At 43.5% G+C, this 20315-nt stretch carries 22 protein-coding genes; all 22 read right to left on the bottom strand.

Annotated features, from left to right (window positions below):
* Positions 1-56: 56 nt before the first annotated feature.
* The 22 genes from J8L97_RS12735 to J8L97_RS12840 all read right to left on the bottom strand — a co-directional run bounded on the left by J8L97_RS12735 (position 57) and on the right by J8L97_RS12840 (position 20296).
* Complete coding sequence (locus J8L97_RS12735; RefSeq protein ID WP_211050190.1) at positions 57-590, bottom strand: hypothetical protein; 534 nt, start codon at positions 588-590, stop codon at positions 57-59.
* Complete coding sequence (locus tag J8L97_RS12740; RefSeq protein WP_211050192.1) at positions 583-918, bottom strand: hypothetical protein; 336 nt, start codon at positions 916-918, stop codon at positions 583-585. Before J8L97_RS12740 ends, J8L97_RS12735 begins: the two co-directional genes overlap by 8 nt.
* Entirely contained in the window at positions 918-4442 is a 3525-nt protein-coding gene (locus J8L97_RS12745; protein ID WP_211050194.1) for a phage tail protein, read from the bottom strand. The genes J8L97_RS12740 and J8L97_RS12745 overlap by 1 nt, the downstream gene beginning before the upstream one ends.
* Before the next feature lie 12 nt (positions 4443-4454).
* Positions 4455-5069: a phage tail protein I gene (locus tag J8L97_RS12750; RefSeq protein ID WP_211050196.1), complete on the bottom strand. Its 615-nt coding sequence runs from the start codon at positions 5067-5069 to the stop codon at positions 4455-4457.
* Positions 5066-5971: a baseplate J/gp47 family protein gene (locus J8L97_RS12755; RefSeq protein WP_210998323.1), complete on the bottom strand. Its 906-nt coding sequence runs from the start codon at positions 5969-5971 to the stop codon at positions 5066-5068. Before J8L97_RS12755 ends, J8L97_RS12750 begins: the two co-directional genes overlap by 4 nt.
* A 448-nt stretch (positions 5972-6419) precedes the next feature.
* Complete coding sequence (locus J8L97_RS12760) at positions 6420-7247, bottom strand: hypothetical protein (RefSeq protein ID WP_211050198.1); 828 nt, start codon at positions 7245-7247, stop codon at positions 6420-6422.
* A 9-nt stretch (positions 7248-7256) separates the two neighbouring features.
* Positions 7257-10157 carry a hypothetical protein gene (locus tag J8L97_RS12765; protein ID WP_211050200.1) on the bottom strand — a complete coding sequence of 967 codons (2901 nt, stop codon included), beginning with the start codon at positions 10155-10157 and terminating at the stop codon, positions 7257-7259.
* Positions 10157-10696 (bottom strand): phage tail protein, encoded by a 540-nt coding sequence (locus J8L97_RS12770; RefSeq protein WP_211050202.1) that lies wholly within the window; start codon positions 10694-10696, stop codon positions 10157-10159. Before J8L97_RS12770 ends, J8L97_RS12765 begins: the two co-directional genes overlap by 1 nt.
* Positions 10693-11610 carry a phage tail protein I gene (locus J8L97_RS12775; RefSeq protein ID WP_211050204.1) on the bottom strand — a complete coding sequence of 306 codons (918 nt, stop codon included), beginning with the start codon at positions 11608-11610 and terminating at the stop codon, positions 10693-10695. Before J8L97_RS12775 ends, J8L97_RS12770 begins: the two co-directional genes overlap by 4 nt.
* Positions 11603-12622: a baseplate J/gp47 family protein gene (locus J8L97_RS12780; RefSeq protein ID WP_211050206.1), complete on the bottom strand. Its 1020-nt coding sequence runs from the start codon at positions 12620-12622 to the stop codon at positions 11603-11605. The genes J8L97_RS12775 and J8L97_RS12780 overlap by 8 nt, the downstream gene beginning before the upstream one ends.
* A 147-nt stretch (positions 12623-12769) precedes the next feature.
* Entirely contained in the window at positions 12770-13228 is a 459-nt protein-coding gene (locus J8L97_RS12785) for a hypothetical protein (protein WP_211050208.1), read from the bottom strand.
* Between the two features lie 12 nt (positions 13229-13240).
* Positions 13241-14008: a hypothetical protein gene (locus tag J8L97_RS12790; protein WP_211050210.1), complete on the bottom strand. Its 768-nt coding sequence runs from the start codon at positions 14006-14008 to the stop codon at positions 13241-13243.
* Positions 14009-14141: 133 nt separating this feature from the next.
* A complete protein-coding gene (locus tag J8L97_RS12795) occupies positions 14142-14441 on the bottom strand; it encodes a hypothetical protein (RefSeq protein ID WP_211050212.1) in 300 nt (99 codons plus the stop codon).
* A 2-nt stretch (positions 14442-14443) separates the two neighbouring features.
* Positions 14444-15325, bottom strand: coding sequence for a hypothetical protein (locus J8L97_RS12800; RefSeq protein ID WP_211050214.1), 882 nt, complete (start codon positions 15323-15325; stop codon positions 14444-14446).
* Between the two features lie 154 nt (positions 15326-15479).
* Complete coding sequence (locus J8L97_RS12805) at positions 15480-15791, bottom strand: hypothetical protein (protein ID WP_211050216.1); 312 nt, start codon at positions 15789-15791, stop codon at positions 15480-15482.
* Positions 15792-15854: 63 nt separating this feature from the next.
* Complete coding sequence (locus J8L97_RS12810; protein WP_211050218.1) at positions 15855-16643, bottom strand: phage tail protein; 789 nt, start codon at positions 16641-16643, stop codon at positions 15855-15857.
* A 12-nt stretch (positions 16644-16655) separates the two neighbouring features.
* Positions 16656-17183: a phage tail protein gene (locus J8L97_RS12815; RefSeq protein ID WP_010367839.1), complete on the bottom strand. Its 528-nt coding sequence runs from the start codon at positions 17181-17183 to the stop codon at positions 16656-16658.
* Between the two features lie 221 nt (positions 17184-17404).
* Positions 17405-18319 carry a phage tail protein I gene (locus J8L97_RS12820; protein WP_192507025.1) on the bottom strand — a complete coding sequence of 305 codons (915 nt, stop codon included), beginning with the start codon at positions 18317-18319 and terminating at the stop codon, positions 17405-17407.
* 9 nt (positions 18320-18328) lie between these two features.
* Positions 18329-19153 (bottom strand): baseplate J/gp47 family protein, encoded by an 825-nt coding sequence (locus J8L97_RS12825; protein WP_211050220.1) that lies wholly within the window; start codon positions 19151-19153, stop codon positions 18329-18331.
* Positions 19154-19236: 83 nt separating this feature from the next.
* Entirely contained in the window at positions 19237-19485 is a 249-nt protein-coding gene (locus J8L97_RS12830; protein WP_192507023.1) for a hypothetical protein, read from the bottom strand.
* Positions 19482-19880: a 3TM-type holin gene (locus J8L97_RS12835; protein ID WP_192507022.1), complete on the bottom strand. Its 399-nt coding sequence runs from the start codon at positions 19878-19880 to the stop codon at positions 19482-19484. The genes J8L97_RS12830 and J8L97_RS12835 overlap by 4 nt, the downstream gene beginning before the upstream one ends.
* Positions 19880-20296 carry a glycoside hydrolase family protein gene (locus J8L97_RS12840; RefSeq protein WP_192507021.1) on the bottom strand — a complete coding sequence of 139 codons (417 nt, stop codon included), beginning with the start codon at positions 20294-20296 and terminating at the stop codon, positions 19880-19882. The genes J8L97_RS12835 and J8L97_RS12840 overlap by 1 nt, the downstream gene beginning before the upstream one ends.
* Between the last annotated feature and the right edge of the window lie 19 nt (positions 20297-20315).

Consider the following 20315-nt stretch of genomic DNA (forward strand, 5'->3'; position numbering starts at 1 on the left):
AAGCGTATTTAAACGCCAATGATAAAAATCAAATAAGCAGTGTTATCTACTCATTGTTACGCTGATACGTACGCATCAAACTCTAAAGGTTCAAATGCCAATCTAAACGGAGCTTCTATGCGCTCAAGCCCCGCGTTTAAACGCTTTGCGGTGATGATGTAATTGCCTGATTGCTCAAACTTGCCTTGCATTGTCACAATGCCGTCTTTGATATTCGCCACAAAGCGAATATCATCAACAGGTTGCGTGGCATTTATCACCCGCTCAACCATGACCATTAAGCCGCCATCTGGCAAGCCCGTGGCGTTCGCGGTTATGGTGAACGGCTCGTCTTTGGGTAGCCACCAAATGTTGCCGATAAGTTTGGCGTTGGGGCTGGTGACGGTGGTGTTTGTAAGGTCAACATTTGGGAATGAGGGTGGAGGGTCCTGCGCTACCTCTGCCTTAGAAAACAACTCACTCTCTGGGTCATAAACATCACCTAGCTGCGCGGTGTCTGACAAAATATAATCGCTAACATTTACAGCTTCATCAAAAATATAGATACCGATGACGTGATTATTTGCATCTAAATGCGCGTAGTTATACATACTCAATGACCTCCCACACAACTTTAACATACCTTACATGTATGGGATTCGTGGAGCTATGAATGTACATATCAACACGGTTACTCACTAATAACTCAGTGCTACTTTTTAATTCGCAGTAAATGCTGCTAGCCCATCCTCCATACCCGTCTCCATTATTTGACATATTACTTCCATAAAATGCACTGGTGTTCATATTTACCATTGTTTTATTAGAATTGACGCTCGGTAATGTAATAATGCCTCCTGCCCGTACCTGTCCTGCATAAATTCCTCTAATCACGCGCTTTACGCCACCTCCACTAAGGCTACTTACTTGTGTACTCACTATTGCATCTCCCAATTTTTTTCTGAATTTAAAATAAATGTGAGCGTGCAGTGTCTATCAAATAGCACGCTGGTGTCTGTGAGCATGGTGGTGCCGCGCATCATGGCGATATGCTCTGTATTCCCGTTTTGTACACCGTGGGTTTGAATGGTTGGTGACACTGCCATGGCTTTTGATGCAACAACCGTGGTGCCTTCGCTTAAATTTGTCACATCTGGCAATGTAAATGTGGCGGTGGCGGTTAAATGGTTTTTACTGTTTGCAGTGAGTGTGCCGCTGGCTTTAACGGTGCGTTTTTCTGCGTAGCCTGAGATGTTGCCTGCGTGTGCAACCTCATGCCCATTTATTTGCATACCCGTTGCGCCGCTTGAGCTGAGCTGGCGACCAAAGCGCTTTACTGTATGTGCATGCTCATATGTAAAACCCGCTGTATCAAAACTGCCAATGCTTACATCATCATCTGTGTATGACAAAATATCGCAGCGTAATGATAGTGGGTTGCCGCTGACGAGCTTAGCTTGAACTAAATATTGCTCGTTATTGTTGCTAATTATTTTTAGCTGAATTGTTGTGTAACCGCCGCACATCGAATCAATCACAATGTCTGAATGGTGATTCACCAATATAGCCGCATTGACGTTAACAACAGTGTTGCCCGTTGTACCTTTTAGTTGCAAGTTAATACTTGATGCTAAGCTTGAACCAAGCACTTTTGCAATGGTGGTAAAGCTGTCTTTATTTACCGTTGTTGTTTGTCCGCTGTATCGCTGAAATGCACCTACATCGCTGGCGCTGGGTTTATATCCTTGGTGATATACGCGTTTGTTGTAGCCCGAGCTCGCGTAGATTTCGCCTTGCACTCTAATCTCTTTGTTAAACCAATGGTTTGACAAAGATGTTGCATAATGACAATGACCAGCATTTTGTGGGCCAATATCAACATATCCGTGATTGGTTTTTATCTTTAGTGAATTACCGCTCCCTTTTGATAATTGAGTGTGTCCATCACCAATTAACACTGCGCTGCGAAACCACACCCATGTGCTTTGATATTGCATTTTCATGGCCCACTTATCAGCAATATTGTCTGAGCCTAAGTTGCCCATGCCAATGAAGCTGAGACCATCCCCTGTGTAGCTTAGGTGTAATGATGCATCTCTAGTTCGTCCACTTTCGCCAATTGAAATGCCCGCAGCTTGCTCGTTATTATTACTGCCTGACTCACTACTTTTAAGCGTTAACCACGGGTTGTTTTTAGTGACTGTAATATCACCATTAGTGTTTATCGAATCTGCAAATTGCCACTTGCCGTTTGCTGTAACATTTTGCCAATCTGAGCCGTGGTTGATTGATAATTCATTTACTGAGCCAACCAATGCGCGCTTATTGCGTATCTTTAAATCTTGACCGCCGTAGTTTATGTCAATAAATGAACTTTCAAATCGGGCTAGCTTGTCGCTTTTACCGTGGTATTTATCTTTTAAACTCGTACCACCTTCAATAAAATTAGGTGATTTAACCGCGCCGCGAAATTCCCAGTCGTTGTTGTTAACCTTATTTCTAGCTGTCCATTGGTAATCATTATTACCATTTCGAAACAAAGTAATATAGTCAGCCCCAGCGCCTGTCGTTACTGGGTTATTGTCACCGTTGTATTCAATGCCGCCACCATTATTTAACGATTGCCCCACATAAACACGGCCTGTGGCTTGAGCACCGTCATTCGTTCCTGAACACACATTTAACGCCGCCATGCCAGCGCTATCGGCATTAATATTCACCGTGGTACTGGTGCCATTGTCAAAGGTGGCATTTTTAAATGATGTTGAAGTATTTACTTGAGCAAGCCCGTTTCTCGCCTCGCTAATTACCTGAGCTTTGCTTTTGCCTTCTAATTTAGCTGTATCGACTGCTTTGGCGGTTTTGCCAAGGTAACGGCTATCGAGCGGGCTTTTTAACCAATCAGCTATGGCAGTAGGGTTTGAGCAGTAGCGGGTGTAATTATCATCATGGTTATTGACCCTAAAAGCAATGGCACCGTTCATTGTCGTTTGGCTTGGGTAAGTTGCTCTGAGTAAGCGCGCTTGTAAATCACCAGCCGCATTTCTTTTGACAATTGTATTGACTGTTGGCTCAGTAGCTTCAACTGCGCCATTGAGTTTGCTTGAGTCTACTGCTTTAGCAGCCTTGCCAAGGTATTTATCACTGAGCTTTGTGCCAGCTTCATATACATCTCCAGTGGTATGAATACGCCCATGAGATGCATCTAGAAAAATCCTTGCATCGCCATCGGCTGCAACATACATACCCCATCCAGCACCACCGGGGGCAAAACTCGCATTGCCATGAGTATACCCAATGCCATACATATTATTTAGTTCAGTTTCACTTGGATTATGGTTACTACCAATGGTGTAGATGGGGTTGGTTTTGCTCGTACTGTCACCCACATTATTATGCGAACCAACAAGGTAGCCACTATTGTGAGAATTGCGCTCAATGTTGCCACTAAAACGCCACGTGCCACCTGCATCAACGCGTGACCAGTCTGAATCGTAATTAATGACTAACCTGTCTTCAAACCCTACCAAAGCACGCTTGCCTCCAATGGTTAAATCATACGAACCGCTCGTATCAATTACTGAGCTTTCAAAACGCGCCAGCTTGTCGCTTTTACCGTGGTATTTATCTTTTAAGCTTGTACCACCTTCAATAAAATTAGGCGATTTAACCGCGCCGCGAAATTCCCAGTCGTTGCTGTAAACATAGTTTCTTGCTGTCCAGTGCAACCCGCTACCATCGCTTCTAAAAAAACTAATATGATCAGCACCAGCTCCCGTTGTTACGGGGTTATTGTCACCATTGTATTCAATACCACCACCGTGACGCAGTGATTGCCCCACATAAACACGGCCTGTTGTCTGCTCATTTTCCACCCCATCCAGCGAACACACATTGAGTGTTGCCATACCCGTACTATCCGCATTAATGTTCACCGTGGTACTGGTGCCATTATCAAAGGTCCAATTTTTGCCGACTTGAGTCAATACACTGAGTTCGCTGTGGTCAACTTGGTCACTCACCCACTCTTTGGTGGCATAAATCATCGAGGGATCTATTTTTTCACTCACCACTTGGGCATTAACAACATCAATCACTGCTTTTATGCCGAGCTCTGCGGCGGCGTTATCTGCTGCTGCCGGTTTATACGTTTCAGGGTAATTAATGATGGCGAATGCCTCACCATCATCGGTATAAAATGCCGCTTCACGTACATAAAACCCGCCCTCTGTGGCAGGGACTATCCCAACCACTTCTATTAAGGCATTGTTGTGCGTTAATTGTTTTAAAGCGCTGGTATGACTACGATATTGACGATTAATTAAGTCATTTGAGGTATGGCTTATCTGGCCGTCCCCAACCGCAAATTCACTGATTTTTACAGTGTGTTTATTGGCAATGGCCGCCAATACTTTCTCACGGCCAGCGCGCGTGAGTATGGTCCAATATTGAGAATTTGACATAAGGTGTATTCTTTAATGAGTATAAGGATAAATGGTGGTCATTGAGGAGCTACAATGAATGCTGTTAAGTTCAACCACGGGTTTAGCTTGCAAGTTCATATGCAAGTTATAGTCAACCGATTTACGCTTGGCGCGGTCAATGAGCTTACGGGTTTCTTTTATAAGTGGTAAGTCTATGCCACGGTGCGACACATACACGTCAACCCGAAAAGTACCCGGTTCAGACATGGGGTGGTGCTCAAACCACTCACTTATTTGTGCCCCCATATCAAAGTGCGCCAGTGCGTTAGTGATAGCATAACGCGTCCCTAAATACTGATGCTGCAGATAGCTATCGGCAACCACTTGACGTTTAATAGCTTCAGGCCAGCTTTCATCCCACTCTTTTACACCTTGGCTCCATGCTAGCCACGGTAGGTGTTCTAGTGGGCAAGTGTCGGGTAACCACAGACTTGACACCGTATTCGCTCCTTTGGCAAGGGCTTTAAACTCAGTATCGATCAGCTTTTGTAATTGAGCTTGTAGCACACTACCATGGTGAAGCGATTTAAATTCCCCCTCTTGAGTATGGGCGCATGTTAAGGAGGTTAACTCACCATTGTCTATATGGTTTATTTCAGTGCTCATATAAGCACCTCAAACTCAAGCCCTGCTAGCACGTTGTCGCACAACGCTACTTCATCATTTTGCACCAAAATATTATCAATAGGGCTCAGCAGTTCAACCTCCTCAACGCCTGCTTGGTGCAGCACAGCAAACAGTGCAGAACGTTTAATATGTTTACCTAACCCCGCGCGTTCACTTAAATATCCAGCCACCTTATTGCGCACTTGTTGCTCAACTTGCGCGTGGCCTGGGCCCAGCTCTAGTTTAATTTTTGCCTGTAAGTTAAATGTGCGCGTTTTGGCACTTAATAATTGTACTCGGTCACCAATTGGTCGAATCTTTTGAGCACTGAGCACATCCGACACTGAGTTTTGATCTCCCGCTTTTAAGCCAAACGTGGTTTCTAACTTGTTCATTAAATCGTTTGAAGGCAACCCTTTTGGGGTTTCATTACTTAAAATAGTGATCACAATGTGTGACGGACTGGGGCTGGTCACGAACACGTCTTTGACTCGTGCATCTGCGCTGAGCGTATGGTACTCATAACTTTCTTGGGTACCGGCCGTATTGAGACTGTGAAAGGCTTTTAAAATACGCTGACGTAATCGCTCATCGCTCTCCCCTGCCAAGCGAGTCACGCTATAACGCGTGGCAATATGATCTAAATCAGAACCCATTGCACTGGCTAACAAAGTCGATTTAGCGGCATCATTGACCCGTGCTCGTAATAAGGAACTTTGATAGGCATACGCATTTAATAATTGCGTTAATGGATCTGACTCTAACGCTAACGTACTGGCTAGTTCAGGGTTATTGGTGATCAGCATGTTTTTCAACGTACTGAGTAATTGCTCCGCATCAAGCTGTTCAAGCACTGCTGGGGCGGGTAACTTAGATAAATCCAAAAGTTGAGATGTTGGCATAAACTATTCTTAATAAGGGTTTGAAAATAAATAACCTCAGGTTAAATAAAAAAGTGCTGATAAATGCCATTAAAAGTAATGACCCTACAGGCAAAAAATGACCATATGAATGCACTGAATGTGAAGAGTTAATAATTGACAGGTATTTCAAATATAAGGGAATAATAGCAAGAATATGGGAATGGAAACGGTCAATATTGACCTAATATCAATAATAGTAAGGGCAACCTTAAATAATATTAAGTGTTCACAATAAATGACCATAATAAGGGTTCGATATGCGCACGTACTTAAAAACAAAAAAGATTAAAGCGATATTAGCCACTTATAAAGCGTTTACTCAATATAAGTGGCTAGAGTGATTGTAATTAACCTCAGCTCTGGATAATTCAAAACATTTTCTATTCCAAAACCCTTATCAAAGCCTGAGGTTAACTAATCTTGAGTATTACAGATCATTCATCCATAACCGAGTTTGCTCAAGGCCAGCAGCTTTACATGCAGCGACCAGTTGCGCTTTATTCACACTGGTTTGGCTATTGTCAGCCAATACCCAAGAGACGCTTTCGGTGTCATCCATAACAACTGCAGCACGGGCCATACGGGTTTGCGCCATTTCATCGCCATCAAATACCAGCCCTTCAACCTCAACTGTAATGGCTGCGACGTCAATGGCGCGCTGCGCTTTAAAGCGTTCCCGTTTGACTTGTTCAATGTGTTCAGCGCTGTGCGCCTCGGTTGCTGGGTGGTGATAGGTAATCAATGCATCATCATCAAACACCACTTTGGCGGGCTCTGCTTCGGTGGCCAGTGCTAAATCAACGTCAACAAAGCTCTGCTTATAACATGCTCGGCGCAGCGCCATATCAATTGCAGGCTCACTTGGCAGCTCAGGCACGACCTTTGGTTCATCCGGGTTAGTTGCATTATGTGCCACGGCCGCATCAATCGATGCTTGTGTTTGCGCTACATCCACCAGCCACTGCGCGTGTGTCGCTGCAAATGTCGCTTGCTCTTGCTCAATGGCTTGTTGTAATAGTGCATCAATTTGCGCTCGCGGATGACGCAATGCCATTTTAGTTTGCACATCTTGATACGTTATTTCATGGACTGTCGCTTCATGAGCCGTTTCTGCTACTGCCACTTCTGCGGCATGAACTGTCACCGTATGCTCAGGAGTGCCAGCTACCAGCGCTTCAAGTTCAGTGCTTGCTTGAGCACTTGATTGAGTGCCTGCTTGTTGATTTGTTTGTTCATTTATTTGTGCTTGAGTCATGGTCTTTCCTTAGTCGTTATGAGCGATGCCAAGTGGGATTTGCGTGTGGTGGCAGAAAACTTTAACGGCATTGCCATTAAGGTCAGTTTTTACATCTTCACCGTTAACGATGGGGATAGTTTGGTCATCGCCCCAACCGCTCCCATCTGCGGTATTTAATTTTCGTAATACAACTTGGTTTGTCGGCCCATGAACTATGTCTCCGTTCTCCATTTGGATGTAGTCTGTATTGGTATAAAGCACAAATGTCTTCGTTACTTCACACACGTAATATCCTTTAGAACCATAATTTGTTAAACGATAAAAGTTCCCTTCGATGAAGTTGGTATTTGCATTTGGGTTTACATCAGTAAACGTGGGTGTATGGTGTTTTAATTCAGCACCGTGTAATTGTAGGTAATACAATCCATTTTTTTCAGTAATGGTAGGGAGAGCTTTCACAGCAGGTGAGTTGTTTGCTGGCTTTGCCACATCCATTAATGGATGTTTAGGCTCATATACCAGCTTATCATTCATCACTTGGCTAGATGCTACAGAGTACGATTTAAAAGTTGGGTCTGATACGCCTGACTTACCAATTTTATTGGTTAAGCTTGGATGCAATCTATTCCCTTGATTTGTACTCGCACTCAGAGAAACAAATACATCACCGACACGACTATCCACAATATTTGAGCTAGTTGCCAACTCAGTAAAATTGGCTTGGCTCTCATAGGTCAATAAAGCAACAACTTCTGGATTCCAGCTGCCTGAACTGGTATTCAACAAAGCATTATGTCCAACATTTGTATTTGCCCATGTAGCACCTAAATCTCTGCTATAACTTGCATTTAGAACTGTATTGGTCATCTTTCTATTTAACGGGTAACCGGATGAGTTATCTGGTAGCTTTGGTAACCACTGGCCAACAACTCCATCAGGGAATGTGGCTGCAATTCGTTCTGGGTCCCCTACTATGTCTATCCAAGGAAGTGAGTCGAATTCTGGTGCCAAATAATTCACTTGAGCAAAGTAACATACCTCTGTACTTACTAATCCTGTGCTATTCAAAGGGTGTGTATGTAACTTATTGCCCAGATTGCTCAAGTTTTTTGTAAGATAAATGTGACCATTAGAGTTTGATATTCGACCATAAAGCACAGTATTTGTGGCTGGCTGCCACACCATAACAGATGTACCAGCAGCATATTCATTTTCATGCATTGCTAATAACTGTCCGTCCGTGGCTGAATTGAAAAACGACGCATGATACTGATTTGAAAAACGGTAGTAGCCTTGATTTAATGTTTTAAACTGAGTAAAAAGCACTTTCCCTTTACCACGCAAGGTACCCGCAACCGCCTTACGTATACTGTCTTCACGCAACTTATTTACATCAAGCTTGTTGGCATTGAGGCGTAAGTCTTCTACTTGCCCCGCGTAGATAGCGTCGTAGTATTTGTATTGGTCGGAACGACCTGAACCATGTGTTGAACCAATGTAACCAGACAATTGTGAGCGACCCGCATCTCCAGTGGTAAAGTCTACAAAACATGCTAATTGCGAAGAGATATTACTGGTAATTTGATACCATTTACTTGCATACCCCAATCCTGACTGTGCAAATGTTGCACACCCCATTGGATTATAAACTGGGTGATAAGCGCCTTGGTTCATGCGTTGGACGAGGGCGATTGGCAAAGCAAAACATAAGCCTTCGAATGCGATTACTTCAGCAGGCTTATTGCCTGAGACGGCGGCCCCATATAGATAATCATCATGTTTTAGAGCCGCATCACTTCTATTTGCAGATGTAAATACAGGGTAAGATCGATTAAAATCTTTTGCTATAGTACCAACACCTTGAGGGCTGACATATCCACTTTGGTGATATTTATTATATCGAAAGTAATTATTATTTGTGGGTGTTATTGATTCAACCCAATCATCCCCAAGTCCTTCAACAACCCGTATTCTGTAACGCACTTGAATATACGCTTTGGCTTGCGGGTCAAAATAAATATTATGCTCGGGATCACTTAAAAACAGCGCTTTTTGTGCGTCGGTTAATGACGACCACTTAACACCATAACCTTTAGTGTTCTCATCCCACTCGCCAAAGGCTGAATAGCCTTGTGCAACCAAGTTATTGGATAGTGCTATACCTTCATAGCTGCTTGCGCCGTATTGCACGTTGCCCAACGGGTAAACTACGTCTTTATCAGCAATTTTTTCATGCCATGACTCTAAAAACACGAGGTCTTTGCGTGAGGTAATGACTTTATTGGTGGCTGTTTCAGACGCGAATGCGACTTCAGCATTGGTGTGTTTTGTTACTGACCCAGTAGCAGAATCGTACGTTTTGGTGCCATCGGGGGCTTGAGGAAATGATATACGATTATGATAAGAGGCTTCACTACCAACACCTTTAAGCTTTAGTAAAACGCCATCTACCGATATGATAGGCTCTTCCGTTTTAGATGAGCCGACCACATCAATCGCGTCATCATATCGCCCTAACATAAGGTTATTCGCGTAATTGCCATGTATATAGGTCCACAGGCCATCATTTACAGCTTTCGATAATTGACTCCCGCCATGCTTCCCCCACTCAACAAACCCGCTGCCCGCGTATTGTTGCTTACGATCAGCACGTAATGCATCAAACTGTACCTTGGTCATAGCTGGTAGCCAAGGGACTACCGCGTCGTCCATGCGCGCTTTAATTTCATCATTTACTGCATTGGCATCGGCCTTTACTTCGCTGATAGCGCTGGCTGTGGCTGCTGACATGGTATTTTTTGCCGCTGCTACTTCATTGTTAATTTTACTCGTATGAGTGCGCACTGCACTGGTTAGCTCGTTATTTACTCGGGCTAACTCTGCATTTGTGTCATTGAGTTTTTGAATTTGTGACTCGATGGTGCTCATTATAAAAGTCCTTTTCCGGCTAATTGTTGATAAAGATTGACGATATTGGTGTTGGTTTGCGTTTGTGCAGTCAGCATTTCAGTTTGTACTTGGGTCATTTGCATAAACACGTCGTCGTAATACATTTTTAAGTCGCCATTGTGGGTGACGGTAATGGCGTCGTGTGGCGCGGCACTGAGTAATAAGTCAAACCCCTGCACAACCGTTGCCATGGGCGTGAGGTAAAAAAGCACATTTTCAGGATGTGACCAAAGGGCAAATAAAGTACCGTCTGATAAGAAAAAACCGACCTCTCGTACTGCATAATCGGTGTCGCTGGTGAATTTACCCGACACGCGAAACTGACCATTTTTGTAGTCGGTAGCGTCACCCGTCTCTACTCGGTCTTTTTCATTTTTCAGGGCTGTGTCATTTTTGTTTGGCGTATATCCCCTATCGCCAATCGCGATATGGCTGAGGTGTACGCTCAACCCCTTTTCCTTCGCATTAACCGCTTTATTTAAGCCAGCTTGCGTAATTATAGGTTGATAAGTATTCATAGAATTTCCATGTATGAAGTTTGAAATGTGGTGGTGTTTGTGGTGTTAGCAACATAAGTTTGGCAAAGCGCAAAACCTCCATCAGCTTGTTGCTGCAACTGCGCCATGCCTATTGCATAATTGCTGGCTGCACTTTGTACTGTGATATAACTTAAATCGAATTGATCATCGGCATTTTGCGCTAACCGCCCAGTGCCTATTTCATAGTTACTGGCTGCACCTTGTACTGTGATATGACTTAAGTCGAATTGGTCATCGGCATTTTGCGTTAACCGCCCAGTGCCTATTTCATGAGTGCTGGCAACGCTTTGTAACGTGACAGAACTGGTATCAAACTCGCCATCAACACTTTGCGCGAGGTGATTGGTTTTTAGCGTGGTGCTTTGCCCTGCGGCCGCCAAGTACACGTTATTTTGCTGAATATTACCAATATGAAAGTCAATTTGCGTTCTACAAGGTTTGTTAGCAGCAATTGCCTGCCACAGTTGTGCTTGCAACTTAGGGGTGATAAAGCTTGCGCCCTGTTCATCTAAGTTGTTTTTAGCCAAAGCCAATACTCGGGCGCTGTGCGGTGGGCCACCGATTTGCCACCATTCTTGTAGTTCTAAGTCTGCATCGAGTGCATTGAGGGATTGCTTTAGCGCCCCGACCGTTCCTTTAATACGGTGATTTGGTACGCTGGCTGCAATCACTTGACGCTGAATGTGCTCAGGCCACGCATTGTCCCATGCGTCAACACTTAAACCATGAGCAAGCCAAGGTAAAAAATGTGCTGGGCAATTATTTGGGTTCCACAGATGCTTTAACTGAACAGGTATGTCTTCAAGGCGTGCGCTGGCTTCAAGCAATGACGACTCAAGCAATGAGCTATTAGCAAGCGTTAACTTAGTTGGACGTTCATCGCTATTAGACATTGCGCTGCGCCTCTACAGAAACCGTTAGTTGCGTGCAATATGCCGCTTGATTTTGTGCAACCACAATATCGGCTGTGGGGCTAACTAATTCCACTCGCTGCACCCCTGCGCTATGCAACACAGCATATAACCCCGAGAGTGAAATATCGTGACCAAGCTTGTGATGAGTATTGAGCCACGCTTGGCATGCCGCTTGTGACTCAGCGCATATTTCATCGGCATTTAAACCCGGGTATAAATGCAGTTTTGCTTTGACCTCAAAATCGAAGATGTGGGGTTTTAGCAAATTTACCCTGTCTGTGAGTGGGCGAATATCATCTTGATTTAAATGTTGCTCAACTGCCTGTAAAACAGCATTTGATGGCGTGCCATTCCCTTCATCAGATAATAATGTAATAGCAACATCACCGGGCATGGGCGTAATTAAATCGGCACTATAGGTGTTTTTTAGCAGCATAGTCCCGCTGGGTAATTGCTCAGCCATGGTTGAAGGAGGCGCTTGCATCACAAACTCTGGCGCTTCAATAAACACATCTTTGATATGTGAAGACGCCTTATAACTATGAAACGCATACGCCCCAACCGGCCCAGCGGTACTAAACCCTTCTAATGCCAGTTTAATACGGGTACGAAAACGTTCATCGCTTTCAAATGCGCTTGGATCATCACTCGCGACATTATTGATGTTATTTGCCTGATCAACCCCTACTCTTACCGCCCTTTTTACACCAAATCGTTGCCCTAAATAGTCCAGCTCAGTGCGGGTGGCTTTTGCCAATAAAACAGCTTCGGCTCCTTCATTGATGCGTGCTCTTACTAATAACTCTCGATACGCAAAACACTCAATGAGTTTTATCACGGGATCGCTGGCAAAATTTAGCTGCGCACCTGGAAAGCGGGTTTTGTAATCTGCGAGGATCGCACTGCTTATGGCGTCAAAGCTAAGAGACTCTACAAGGCTTGGCGTAGGAAGTTGGTTGAGTTCGATGGCGCTAAAATTCGTTAAACTCATAATTTGTTAAACTCATAATTTGTAAAACTAAACGCTCGCTATATCATATTGTTAATGGCCAAACACCTTGCCCGTAACACCTACTTGTGGTGGCCTTACGGGCAACGTGATAACGCGGCCATTATCACCAATATGTATTGCTGAGGTTTACTTACTAAGCACTTGGTTAACCGCAGTAGCGCGCGCTGATATTTCATTCATTACGCTTTGCTGACCTTTGCTTTGATACGGGAACGTTAACGACCCAGCTGCCACATCTGCCTCAATATGGCCAATTGCTGATTGTAATGACGTAGCTGATGCGCGTACTTCTGCCAATGTGGTGGCTTTGTTAAGCTTATTAATAAAACCACTGAGTTCGTTAAGGAGTAAGTGCGTGGTGTCTGAGGTTGTACCTAGCAATGAGTCTGTATCAGCCACTTGCGTGGTGATGTCTGCCCGTTTAGTTGCTTTTGATAGAGCTATTTCTTCAAGTTCAGTCAGTTCAACAACATAGGTTGCGCTTTCCCCGAACTGTTCATGCACTAGTTGCATGGTTGCGTCAGGCGGTGTACCGAAGTCATAAAATTGATCTACTATCTGATTATTTACTTTTAATTTAGCCATTATATTCTCTCCTTAATTATACGCAGGTTGGTCAGCATCACCTAAATATGCAAACTGCCCCCATTCCTTATTGGTTAAATCGACATCTCCAGTTACCACTGCTGGCAATGCTACTTGAATAATGCCTGTTTCTGTTTCAGGTTTTCCCATGCCATTTACATATGGGTGACAATGGGTGTAACTATTACGCCCAGAATGACTTAGCAGTTGACCACATAATTTTGCTGGTTGATTGGCCTCAAGACCTTGACACCAGTAACCATTAGGCACCACTCCTTTGATATGTTTAACTATGGCAGCAGCCGTAGATACAGTGGTTCGTCTACTATACTGATACATTAAATATGCTGCTTGCCCTTGATTTTCACCTCGGCGATTTGGGTAGTACTCAAACTCCCATATCTTAAAGCTCCCAGCGAAATGCTGTCGATCTGAGTTAATCGCTTGAAGAAACTCACGAGCAAGAGCGGATCGTTGTTCTGGCAAAGAGCCTGTAACAACAGTCTCAACAACTTTAGCACTTTTAACAAATCCCCCGCTCCAATTAAGCGGGAATGTACTATCACTGTTTGGTAGTAAAGCTTGGTTTTTAGTTAAACGAAAATGAGACTGCTTGCCTCGGGTTGAATCAATATAGTTATTCACTTGATTAATATAGCCATCAACGGTGCTTTTAGCTGACAGCACTTTGTTATCTATGTCTTGAATTTTGTTATCCACAATGCTGGTGAGGTCATTTGAAGCCTCAATGAGTTTGGCAATATCTTGTTCTAACGCCATGTGTATTTTCTCCATACATTTAAAAAAAACGCATACAAAAAAGCCCGCAAAAGCGGGCTCTGTATGCAATAAAAAGTTGATTGTGTTTGATCAGTTAAAATCGCTTGTAAAACGGGTTGGTTTTATAACTCAGTTATTTTGGAAATTGTGTTTTAACCGCTTCGCGCTGTGCTAACCAAGCCGTTTTTGCTGTGCTTGCTTGTGCCGAAGTATCACCAAATTCAGCGACGGCAGCCATATAATCAAAGAACAAATAATCGCTTTGTGCGCTATAACTTTTTCTTCTTAGTGTTTGTACTTCATCGGTATTAAAAATCACTTCAAAATCATCGGCGGCAACGCCGGCTTCTTCGGCAATGTGTGCGCCATGGGCTAAGTCTTTAATACCACCCGCAAAATTAGTTTGCGTAGAAATTTGTTTTAATATCGCCATGGTTATGCTCCTTCAACAACAGTTGGACCAACGTGAGAATACGGGTGGCCAACACTGTCAGCCCAGATCATGTTATCGCCATGATCGCCCATCCCCACATACGGCAATGCAATCGCCACTTTCATTTTGCCAAGGCCTGAAAATATCGGTTGATGGCATCCACCCCAACCAGCTCTTGTTGCGTGCTTATACTGCCAGCCTTTGTTCAGATCAGAGTTGTCGACTCTAATTGATGCAGAGCGATTTGAAGAAGGATAAAACTTCATATTACCGCTTACTTCAAGTACATTTACCCAACAGCTGGCTTGGGTTAAAAATTCGCCTCGAGTCCACCCAGTAAAAGTGGGGCAACCTTGGTTAATAACGAATAAGAGACCATTATTTGCATCGGTTTCTCTGCCTTTGGTGATTTCTACGTCAAATACCACCACTTTGAAATCAGTACCATAATACGTATTTGATTCTGAGCGATAGTCTCCCAAAGCCCGCGTCTTAAAATCATCATTTGGCGCAAGCCCATGCTGTGCCAACATGCTTGTGTTGAGTTTAGTTACCGTACTTACCCCTTCTGTGCCTTGATAATAAAAGCAACTCCATGGGGCGGCATGTGATTGTAATACGTCAACTGCCGTACCTTCTGGTTGACCTGCGTTGATGTATGCAAAATGTTTGGTGTCTGACAACATGTTTGGGCCAAGCGGCAGTGCTTTTTGAAAGCTGGCAATTTTTGCGTCTACAGCTTGCTCTTTAGCAGTGAGTTTGGTGTCAATCTCTTGCTTTTTTTGGTTTAAATGCGCGGTAATGTCTTGCACTTTACCGTCAACGGTGTCTGTGAGTTGGTTGGCTGATTTTATGAGATCAGCAATGTCTTGTTCTAATGCCATTCTATTTTCTCCATAATAATAATGAGCCAACCTGTATTCACTTATTGTTAAATAAACAATGTATGTAATACGACTACGTATGGCTCGAGTAAATGAGCATAAAAAAACCCACCAAAAGGTGGGTTTAGTTAGTACTCGTTAAAAAGTTTAAACTTTAAGGTTTTGGATAATGCGCCTTTATTGATTTACGCGCCGTAAGCCATGCTGCTTTAGCCGCTTCTGCTTGGGCACTTTGTTCGCCAAACTCCGCTTGAGCGGCAAGGTAATCAAACGCTAGGCCGTCTGATTGCGCCTGATAAGCAAAGCTGCGTGCATGTTGGCACTGAGCCTCTAATTGCGCTTGCTTTGCCTGTGCAATAAGCCCTGCAACATCCGCCTGTGCAACTCCTAAATCAAGCAAGGTTTTTTCTTCTGCAGGGACATTGACCATATCGTTTCCTGCTACCGTGAGTTTTTCTAAAATCATTATTAATCCTTCATTTTCTTACTTTGTGCTTTCTGCATTAACACCGACTGTAATGTCAGATGCTTATTGAGCAGCTGTAGGCGTTGGTGGCGTATAAGGGTGATTCACATAAGGAATGGTATTGGCGATAGGTGCTTTTCGCTCAGTAAATGGAATGGGCTCTACAAACCAACGAACAGTCCAATTAGCTTGAGAGCTTTCATATGTATTGCGTCGGTCCATATCACTACCATCATGGAAAGCCACATCCCCTTTCCAGTTTTTTGTGATTCGATAAGTTAGGCCACCCCCACGTAAATACAAGCCACTATATGTGCAATGCCAAGGGCCCAAAGTTCCATCTTCGCCACCGCCATAAAAGTCTTTACTTGAGTCTATTTTTTCGGCTTTACAGTTAAGGCGAAAATCAACATGACTTACCGTGTTGTTATACCTTTCATAAAAGCGCTTAATATTCATAAAATTTGAATCGCCATTCCACGCATACGCATTACCTTCAAGCTGTAATAAAAGCCCAGCTTGGTGACCTGATGCAGGATTTAGAGGTTTAGTATTGTTATTCCATGAATAATGTCGACTCACTGTTAACTTACTGACACCCTCCTCATTACCAGGAAAACGCCACCAAACTGGATATAAATAATCTTTAGAGCCGCCAATCGTAATGGTTTGCTCATACCTAGTCTCAGGCGTTGCATCCTGGATAAATTGGTCAACTTGCGCTTCTTTGGCTGCTACGCGGCTGTCAAGCTGTGCCATTTTGGCATCGATGGTTTTTGCTTTGTTATCAATTACTGAGGTGAGTTGGTTGGTTGATTCAACCAGGTTTGCGATATCTTGTTCTAATGCCATTGTCTGCTCCTATTATTTCAAAACGCCTGCGTCCATCAGCTCAAATTTTTGTTTGATATGACGGTACATGTTGCCAATTTGTGCTGCGCCTAACTTGGCCAGCTCCGGTGCAATTAAAATATTTAAATTAACACCTTGATCAATCACAGTAATTGAATCTGCTGGCACGCCCGTTAGTACAAGGTCAAACGCTAGCAGCAAGTCAACTTCTGATGATTTATAAGCAATAGGTTTATCAGGATCTGAATAAACAGCAAACAAAGTGCCGTCTTCTAAATAAAAACCAACTTCGTTGACCCAAAAGTTATGATTGGTGTCATCAATCACACTCATGTGAATTTGTGCATTGCCCTTATCTTCGCCACTGGCCACAGAAATGCGATGTACCTCTGCACCTAATGCCGAGCGACTTTGATGAGGCGTATAATTACCAGTACCGAGCCCTATTTTGTTAATTTTGGCTTGAAAGCCATTCTTTTCAGAATTAAAAACTGCCTCTAAACCCGCAGTTGTGATTGTTGGCCGTAAGATTGTGCTCACTGCACATACTCCTTAGGTTGATTTGATATCAATCAGCCTTGTATAAGCGACGCCAGCTTTAGCCTGTAGTGCATTTGCTATCATCTCTTATCAAAGACTGCCTGATATAAGAAACAATAGAGTGTTATGTAGGGTTACTTAGTGTTTGATTACCTGTATTGTTGCCAATTTGCTGCATTACTTCATGTAACGTCACTTAACTAAGTAAACGCACACCCTCTCTATTGAGATGAATGAAGGTAAAAGCGACCTACGCTGAAGCGTCGGTTACTAAAATGAAATGCAGCGGCTAAAGAAGACTGTAAGTAATAGCAGCCTGCTGGTAATTTTTGGTCGCTACTCATATAAAATCGGCCAACACTGTGGCGTTGATTATGCAAGTGCAGCCCTGCGCCCAATGCGGCGGATAATTCACCCGACACAGCTTGGGTTTTGCCATAATGACGTTTAAGCCCATAGCGGTGTTTATTCACGACCGTGAGGCCCGCAGTCATTTCTGTGGGGGCGGCTTTCACCGGTACCGTGTCATAGTTTATACGTCCAACTTGTAACCCACTCGATGTCGTTGCAACAGTCACACCTAAGTCAAGTTTTGCTCCAACCAAAAAGTTAAAATGTGCTCTTTGTGGTTTAGTATGATTTGTAACCCGATAAATGGAATCGTAAAGCGCCTGACTTAATACTACTTGCTGGCTGGTATAAGGTGTTTCATTGGCCCAAGCGATAAAAGTAAATGTATTAGGTTTGCCACTGTGATGGGGTGCTAAAAAGACATCATCCACGTCCTCAAACCATTCAAAGAAATCCACTTTCAGACCTAATGAAGCAAGTGCCCTTTTTACCGAGCCAACGGTGCCTTTATGCTTATGTATGGTGACAGACTCTTGGATTAATGCCCTTTTGGTTTCTGTTGACCATTGTTCGTCCCATTCATCAACAGATAAGCTCCATGCCAACCAAGGTAGTAACGTTTCAGGACACGTTTTAGGATCCCAATGCTTTGCAACATATTCCGGTATAGGCTTACTCGGTAAAAAGCTCGATGCTCGTTCAATTGACTGCTCAAGCGCACTGCCATTCATTGGTAGCAGAGATTGGAAGTTAACGGCCTCACCTGTGTCATTGTCATTTTTCATAGCGTCACCTTATGCAAATGTAAGAGTTGGTAAGCTAGCAATAGCCGCCTGATTGACTTCACAACTGATGTCGTCTTGTGGAGACAATAGCTTCACCTTTCTTACACCGGCTTGATGCAATGCATCAATAAGTCCTGAATGAGGCACTTCTTGGCCTAATTTATAATGTTGTAAAGTAAACTCAGCTATTGCCGTGTCAATTTTTGCACTCACCGCACTTCTATCTGCACCATCATGAAAATGAATTTGTGCGCTGATCTCATACTTTTTAGGTGTAACCATATGCACTTTAACCAGATCCGTAAGTGGTCTAATATCTTCATCGTTCAAATGCTCACTGACCACATGCAAGACAGAGTCAGGGTTGGCATCTTTTTCTGGCAATACATACACATCCACAATACCTGGAGCACTGGAGGTAACATACACATCTTTCACATGATGCGATGCTGCTAACGCTTGATACTCATACGCCCCCATCGTGCCCGCCATACTGTGGCTTTCAAGTGACAATGGGATCCGTGCCCGATACCGTTCGTCGCTTTCTGCATCGCCCCGTTTCACACCAAATAGCACACCCAAATGATTTAAGTCTTCACCTTTGGCATACGCGACCATAACAGAGCGTGCCGCGTCATTTATTCGCTGTCTCAACAGCAGCTCGCGACTTGCAGCGATATCTAACAACTTAATCGCAGGGTCTGACGCAAGTACCGCGTAATTTGGAAAAGATGCTGTTAACGCATTTTCCATTTGTTGATAAATGTCGTCGTATTTTAGGGGTTCAATCACGTCTGGGACTGCCAAACGTGATAATTCAATTGCATTATTCAAATGTGCTGCTCCTCATAACACATGGCTGTGCACCATAGTGTATAATTGGCTGAAGGGGGCGTCACGGGATCCCGAAACGGCGTTTAGTTAACTCTGGCTTTACTGCTTAATAAAGTATCAAGCTTTTTATCTATTGAATCTAAGCGTTTTTCAATACGCTTTTGATCTTCATTTCTGATTTGTTTTAAATGTGACAGCTCTTGGGTATTCGTCGTGATCCGCTTATCTAAATCACTCAAATATAAAATCCCTGAAACCAATAATGTCACCGTTGTAATTATATGGGCTAAATTGAGCTCCTTTTTCATTTGCCACTGCTCCGGTTGACTCACTTAGCAACTCCGTTAATTTTTTCAATTGTTCTCAGCCCTGCCAGCCCTAACATGCCTAATGTTAGCTCAAGCATGACTTCCAAAGGTAATTCTGGTGCCCCTATTTCAGGCCAAAGCCATTGTAATACTGGATTGATAACAAATGAGAATAAAAAACCAAACCCACACACCCAAAGTAAAAATGGTCTAGCTCCTGCAACAAATACACTTCGATGCGCTGCACTTAGTTCATTAATTTTTGCCTGTACTTGTGCAGACTGTTCAACCAAGCGTGCTTTCAAAATATGTTGCTTCAGTACCTCCTCTTCACTCGTAAACAATTCATCTAAAATTGTCCCTACGGTTTCAATTGGGTCCTTGATTACAGGGCTAAATAGGGTTGATAAGATTCCCATTACTGCCATTCTCCACTTAGCATTTGTTTCGCGAGCTCATTGGCACGATCAGGTACTTGATTTGCCCATCGGCTATGCAACATTTCAAGCGCTGCTTGTTCATAATTACCTTGCTCTAAGTTGGCAATCATCTTCTTAAAGCCCATTAACCCTGTAACGCCTAGGTTAAACGCCATATTAACCAATACAGCTTGGCGAGCTTCATTACAACGACTGACATCTATACGGCGCTTGACACCTGCTTTTGCTTCACGTATATCTTTTGCTAGCAATTGCTCTGCTTCTTCCTCATCAATCCCGTTGTCCTCCAAATTACGGCCATAACCAATTGTTAACTTTCCCCCTGTACAGTAATAAGGATATTGTTTATACCCCTCATGTTTTTTAATTTGCTCCACGGTGATCATCAATGACATATTCGTCCCCCTCTTTTTT

The organism is Pseudoalteromonas sp. MMG012 (assembly GCF_018100875.1).
Classification (GTDB): Bacteria; Pseudomonadota; Gammaproteobacteria; order Enterobacterales; family Alteromonadaceae; genus Pseudoalteromonas; species Pseudoalteromonas aurantia.

Coding starts and splice junctions, on each gene's coding strand:
- J8L97_RS12735 (WP_211050190.1), bottom strand. CDS start 590: ATGTATAACTACGCGCATTTAGATGCAAATAATCACGTCATCGGTATC.
- J8L97_RS12745 (WP_211050194.1), bottom strand. CDS start 4,442: ATGTCAAATTCTCAATATTGGACCATACTCACGCGCGCTGGCCGTGAG.
- J8L97_RS12750 (WP_211050196.1), bottom strand. CDS start 5,069: ATGAGCACTGAAATAAACCATATAGACAATGGTGAGTTAACCTCCTTA.
- J8L97_RS12755 (WP_210998323.1), bottom strand. CDS start 5,971: ATGCCAACATCTCAACTTTTGGATTTATCTAAGTTACCCGCCCCAGCA.
- J8L97_RS12760 (WP_211050198.1), bottom strand. CDS start 7,247: ATGACTCAAGCACAAATAAATGAACAAACAAATCAACAAGCAGGCACT.
- J8L97_RS12765 (WP_211050200.1), bottom strand. CDS start 10,157: ATGAGCACCATCGAGTCACAAATTCAAAAACTCAATGACACAAATGCA.
- J8L97_RS12770 (WP_211050202.1), bottom strand. CDS start 10,696: ATGAATACTTATCAACCTATAATTACGCAAGCTGGCTTAAATAAAGCG.
- J8L97_RS12775 (WP_211050204.1), bottom strand. CDS start 11,610: ATGTCTAATAGCGATGAACGTCCAACTAAGTTAACGCTTGCTAATAGC.
- J8L97_RS12780 (WP_211050206.1), bottom strand. CDS start 12,622: ATGAGTTTAACGAATTTTAGCGCCATCGAACTCAACCAACTTCCTACG.
- J8L97_RS12785 (WP_211050208.1), bottom strand. CDS start 13,228: ATGGCTAAATTAAAAGTAAATAATCAGATAGTAGATCAATTTTATGAC.
- J8L97_RS12790 (WP_211050210.1), bottom strand. CDS start 14,008: ATGGCGTTAGAACAAGATATTGCCAAACTCATTGAGGCTTCAAATGAC.
- J8L97_RS12795 (WP_211050212.1), bottom strand. CDS start 14,441: ATGGCGATATTAAAACAAATTTCTACGCAAACTAATTTTGCGGGTGGT.
- J8L97_RS12800 (WP_211050214.1), bottom strand. CDS start 15,325: ATGGCATTAGAACAAGACATTGCTGATCTCATAAAATCAGCCAACCAA.
- J8L97_RS12805 (WP_211050216.1), bottom strand. CDS start 15,791: ATGATTTTAGAAAAACTCACGGTAGCAGGAAACGATATGGTCAATGTC.
- J8L97_RS12810 (WP_211050218.1), bottom strand. CDS start 16,643: ATGGCATTAGAACAAGATATCGCAAACCTGGTTGAATCAACCAACCAA.
- J8L97_RS12820 (WP_192507025.1), bottom strand. CDS start 18,319: ATGAAAAATGACAATGACACAGGTGAGGCCGTTAACTTCCAATCTCTG.
- J8L97_RS12835 (WP_192507022.1), bottom strand. CDS start 19,880: ATGGGAATCTTATCAACCCTATTTAGCCCTGTAATCAAGGACCCAATT.
- J8L97_RS12840 (WP_192507021.1), bottom strand. CDS start 20,296: ATGTCATTGATGATCACCGTGGAGCAAATTAAAAAACATGAGGGGTAT.